The organism is Okeania sp. SIO3B5, from assembly GCF_010692555.1.
GTDB lineage: Bacteria > Cyanobacteriota > Cyanobacteriia > Cyanobacteriales > Microcoleaceae > Okeania.
This window is the reverse complement of sequence record NZ_JAAHHG010000623.1, coordinates 1-5,372: the sequence shown is the minus strand read 5'-3', so window position 1 is coordinate 5,372 and position 5,372 is coordinate 1. Positions and strand designations below refer to the sequence as shown.

Sequence of the window (5,372 nt, the reverse complement as noted above, 5' to 3'; positions counted from 1 at the left end):
TTCCAGTTGGAGCAGCAATTATCACTACTTTTACTTTAATTTTTTGTAAAGTTTGGCTGACCACTTTGGTGATTAAGAATGTGGGCGTTTATCCAGATGTTTTTTATCCCTTACTATCTAGTTTGAGAACCCGCTTATCTTCCGAAGCTTAAATTTTATCCCCGAATTCCTTTTTTTAAGTAGGGCTTGCTGATTAAATATCAAAGCATTGACTGATATTGGTTTGAGGCAATTTATGTCTATTAAAAGTATGAGCTTTTCAGAAGCTATTGTTAAAAAAGTGAGCATTTTCACGCCCTGCACGCAGCCGAAAAATCACTCTTATATCATGTCCGGTTGAACAGTGATAAATAAATAACTACGGAGGAGTCAGGAGTCAACCCACCCCTCGCCCCTCCCCCTCCCAACCCACTCCTAGCCCCTCCCAGGAGGGGAGGGGAAGTCAGGAGTCAACCCACCCCTAACCCCTCCCAGGAGGGGAAGAAAGAAGAAGAACTGGAGTTGAAGGAGAAAGTTTTTTTATCACTAATTATCCGGACATGATATAACTACTCCCTACTCCCTACCCCCTACTCCCTACAAAGAGCAAAAAGACTTTTTCAGCAAACCCTAAGTAGATCATAAAAGCATCAAAAAATGGCACTTTCACAAAAGTTTATTGAAAGCACTGTGGATCATAAATTCCATAATGATTGGGAAAAAACAAACGCGGTGTTATTGAAATCTCCTCATATATTCCTCTCATCTTTTCCTAGGTCTGGAAATGGCTGGGTTCGACTTGTCTTAGCTGCTATTATTTTAGAGGCAAATGGCATTGATATTGGTTCAATAGAAGTTATCAAAAAGAGAACTAATGCTGGAGTACCATATAACTACTTAAGTTTAGGGAAACAGGGCTACAATCTTGAAGAAATATTCCCTAATATTTATATATTTGAGCCTAATACACATTACGAAAAAATGTCAGATAATGTTAAGTCACTTAACTTACCAGTTAAACTGATTAAAACTCATCATCTTGTTGATTGTAAGTTCAGTAAAACTATATTTTTATTTAGAGAAATATTAAGTTGTCTAACGTCATCTTCCTTACTTTTAAATAAAGCAGAAATAGAGAATAATCCAAGAAAGATAAATGACACGATCGCATATATGGCTAAGTTTTATAAGGAAATGCTAGAATACTATATTAACCAAAAAACTAAGTATCCAGAACATTGTCTCTTCCTAAATCATGAAACTATATCAAGGGGAAAGGCAATTTCAGAATTTGCTTCTGTGATGGATTTTTTAGGCATGAAAGTAGATATAACTATGATAGAGAAGGTTTTGGTAAAATTTCCATTCAACTCAGGTTACCAGAAAAACTGTGAGCAGTATATTAATGATAGTACTAAGTTGTTGATAGAGAACTTATTGGGAAAATACTACGAAAGAGCGATATCAATTAGTAATTCTCAGTCAGGGTTAACTAAGTTCTGAAGTGGTGTAATAATAACCCTATTTTAGTGCCAAGAAATACTCACTAACTATTTATTACTTTCTCAGGTGAATCTCAGATTTTTCATAGACTATCTTAATATCGATACTGAATACTTTATAAGTGTAAGGTTGAACTAAATTAATTGGAGAAAATAATATTATGAAAAACATCAACAAAAAATTAGTTGTAGCTAGTGCAATAACTGGTGTCTTAGCTGTTGGTCTTACTACTTTTGGTAATAGTCAGGAAGCTCTTGCTGGCAAAGAAGGTATGGAAAAATGTGCTGGTATCGTTAAAGCTGGCAAGAATGATTGTGGTGCTAATGGCCATGACTGTGCAGGTAAGGCTGCAAAAGATTCAGATCCTAATGAATGGATCTATGTTGCTGAGGGTACTTGCGAGAAAATTGTTGGTGCAAAAATTTATGTTCCAGAATCTAAATAGATATAAGCTAAAAATTTAAGTGATTATTACAAAATTTGTGGCATTTTTGAATATAGTTATGATTTGATAATCATAGAGTATAGCAGAGGAAAATTTTCTATAAACAGATACCTTTTCCTCTATTTATATCTTTTGAATCAAATCAGCTAAAAATTCAAGAATGCCATATTTTTTTTTATGGGTACATCTAAATTTTGAATAAAGCCAAAAATTTATTGCTTTTAGGGAACAGGGAATAGGAAATAGGTAATACCATTTCTCAAAAACTTTTCTACATTTTGTTGAGCAGGGGACCCACCCCTCGCCCCTCCCCCTCCCAGGAGGGGAAATAGGGGAGTAGGGGAGTGGGGGAGAAAAAAACATAAGAATAATGAATATTAAATGAGCTAAAATTAGCAAAAAAGTGATTCGACTTCTGCTAATTAGTTGATAACTGAAGTATTGCGCAAGTATAGCACTAATGCCTGGGAATTGGTATAATAGGGAATAGGAAAAAAGTGTTTTTACAAATATGATATCCACTCAATTGGGGTTTGTAGATGTGGGGCGACAACTTTTCAGCCCAATCAATTTTTCCAGTTATTCGGTCTTTTATTCTTCCTTCTTCCTTCTTCCTTCTTACTTCTTCCTTCTTAAATAAAAACAGCTTATGACAACAGAAATAGAATCTCAAAAACTAGAATTTGATGTTAATCCAAAGTGGCAAAGTAAGGGAGATTTACCCTACATTCAGTCATCATCAATTAAAGGTGCAGGAATTGCTTTACGTTCACTTCACTATCAATATATTCTGACTCAAAAACCGAAAATAAATTGGTTTGAAGTTTTATCAGATAACTATTTATGTGCTGGTGGTTTACCATTATTTTATTTAGAAAAAATTCGTCAAGATTATCCTGTAACCTTACATGGAGTAGGAATGTCTTTGGGTTCAACAGACCCATTAAATTTAGATTATTTAACTCGCATAAAAAATTTAGCAGCAAAAGTTGAACCTGCTCTAATATCCGATCATTTATCTTGGATATCTGTCAGTGGTCACTATCTTAACGATCTAATTCCGCTTGTTTATACAGAAAAGGTAATGGATTTTGTGGCATCGCGTATCCTACAAGTACAAGAATTTTTAGGTAGACAAATTTTGATTGAAAATCCTTCTCCATATTTAACTTTTACAGATTCAACTATGTCGGAATGGGAGTTTATTGAGGGATTAGTAAAAAAAGCTGACTGTTACTTACTTCTGGATATAAATAATCTTTATGTTAATGCTATAAATAATGGAATTGACCCTCTAAAATATCTGGATGGTATCCCATTAACAAGGGTTAAAGAAATTCATTTAGCAGGTTACGAAGAAAAGGAAAATTATCTATTAGATACCCATGGTTATCCCGTACATCCTCCAGTTTGGGAGTTGTATGAAGAAGCTTTAACAAGGTTTGGCAGTGTACCTACTTTAATAGAATGGGATACAGATATTCCGAGTTTTGAAGTGTTAATGGCAGAAGCAAATAAGGCTGACAATTTGTTACAAAAGGTCAATTTATTAATTAATAATTAATAATTAATAATTAATAATTACCTCTCCCTTTTAGGAAGAGATAAGACCTTTAAGGAAAAAATTTATCAAAATAATATGGGTCTAAAACCCCACCTTTTAAGGCGAAATATTTTTGGAGCGAAGCTCAAATGCCCTACTTCCCCTCCAAGGAGAGGTTAGGGGTGGGTTAACTTCTGACTTATAATACCATTTTGAAAAAAGAATGTTACGAATAATAAGAATCATAAATAAACTTTCAAATAAAGTCTATTTGACGAAAAAGATAATTTACAACATCAAAAATGGTATTAAATTTATCCATTCTGAATTCTGGATTCTGAATTCTGGATTCTAAGAAATACTCTAGCTATTTGTAGCAAACATTTATCAAATTGGTATAACTTCTAACTTCTGACTTCGTTAATTTTTTCCCCTTGAAAGGGGAGGCTTTGAATCTGAATTATTTAATTATTAATTATTTAGTAATGGAAAATATTACTCTACAAAATTTATTTCTCCAAGCTGTATGGAAAAAAGACAGTATTAGTATAGAAGAATTAAGCAAACATATTAAGGCACCAAATAATTTAACACCTGCGGAAGGTTTGGCAATTTACAGGGGTAATGTTGTTGGAAATTTGAGTAATACATTAATGTCAATTTATCCTGTGTTATGTCAGTTAGTGGGGGAAAAGTTTTTTGAAGCAACTGCATTAAAATTTATTAATCAGTTTCCTTGTTTATCATCAGATTTAGGAGATTATGGAGAAGAGTTTGCAGATTTTCTTGTAGATTTTCCACCAGTAAAACATTTACCATATCTGCCAGATATAGCACGTTTAGAATGGCATTGGCATCGAGTTTTTTGCGGTGAAGATACAAAGGGTTTAGATTTTCAAGCTTTGGGTGAAATTCCTCAAGAAAAATGGGGAGAGTTGATTTTGAATTTACCGAAAAATAGTGTCTTATTAGAGTCTATTTATCCTATTCATAGAATTTGGCAAGTCAATCAACCCGATTATCAAGATGATAAAATGGTAAGTCTAGATGAAGGTGGAGTAAAAATATTTTTGTGGCGACAGGGTTATGATATGCGAATTGATTTACCAAACAATGAAGAATGGGAATTACTAAAGATTTTTCAAGGGAATTATCCATTTGAAATTGTCTGCGAAAAAGTCGCTGATATTGAACCTCAAGTTGATGTCGGTTCATTACTTCCATTATTTGTACAGCGAGGTTGGATTAGTGATTTTTGTGTTCAGAAGGAAGAAGGAAGTAGAGGGAAGAAGGAAGAATAAACAGACATTGAAGAAAAAAATAGGCAAAAATTCAAGAATTAAGAATTTAGAATTAAGAATTTAGAATTATCTCTTCTTATAATACCTCTTCTTATAAATAAAAGGATTGTATCAAAGGATTTTTTTTCTTCTCTTGGTCGATTGGATATGGCGAGGGGACCTCGCCATCCCTCGACCGCTTTTTTATCCATGAATTGAGAGGCTTTATACCTGAATTTTTCGGTAAAAATAATAGATATAATATCATGTCCGGTTGAATAATTAGACTTTGGTGGAAGGAAGGCAGGAGGCAGGAGGCAGGAGACAGAAGGTTTTCTCAAGAGTGCCACCTTAACTTTATACACGCTCCGATGCTACCGGACATGATATAATTATCTAATATCAAGTCTCATTAATTAGGGTTTGCTGAAAAAGTCTTTTTGCGCTCGACAGGGAGTAGGGAGTAGGGAGTAGGGAGTAGTGAAAACTCAAGAGTCAAGAGTCAAGAGGAATCAGGGGTTGTAGAAGACATACAAAGGAAAAATTATCCCAGGCCCAAGTCTACCCAATTCTTACTCAAATACTCAATTTTTGAGCATTCTTAGGGGAAAACAGGGGTACT

4 protein-coding genes are annotated in these 5,372 nt (G+C 34.1%); all 4 read left to right on the top strand.

Annotation, left to right across the window (positions count from 1 at the left end; translation table 11 throughout):
• Window positions 1–636: 636 nt before the first annotated feature.
• The 4 genes from F6K54_RS39600 (at window position 637) to F6K54_RS39585 (ending at window position 4,771) form a co-directional block, all read left to right on the top strand.
• Complete coding sequence (locus tag F6K54_RS39600; RefSeq protein WP_293089772.1) at window positions 637–1,482, top strand: sulfotransferase domain-containing protein; 846 nt, start codon at window positions 637–639, stop codon at window positions 1,480–1,482.
• Between the two features lie 160 nt (window positions 1,483–1,642).
• Window positions 1,643–1,927: a DUF2282 domain-containing protein gene (locus F6K54_RS39595; RefSeq protein ID WP_293089770.1), complete on the top strand. Its 285-nt coding sequence runs from the start codon at window positions 1,643–1,645 to the stop codon at window positions 1,925–1,927.
• Between the two features lie 649 nt (window positions 1,928–2,576).
• Entirely contained in the window at window positions 2,577–3,491 is a 915-nt protein-coding gene (locus tag F6K54_RS39590) for a DUF692 domain-containing protein (protein WP_293089769.1), read from the top strand.
• Between the two features lie 464 nt (window positions 3,492–3,955).
• Complete coding sequence (locus F6K54_RS39585; protein WP_293089767.1) at window positions 3,956–4,771, top strand: DNA-binding domain-containing protein; 816 nt, start codon at window positions 3,956–3,958, stop codon at window positions 4,769–4,771.
• The last annotated feature ends 601 nt before the right edge of the window (window positions 4,772–5,372 follow it).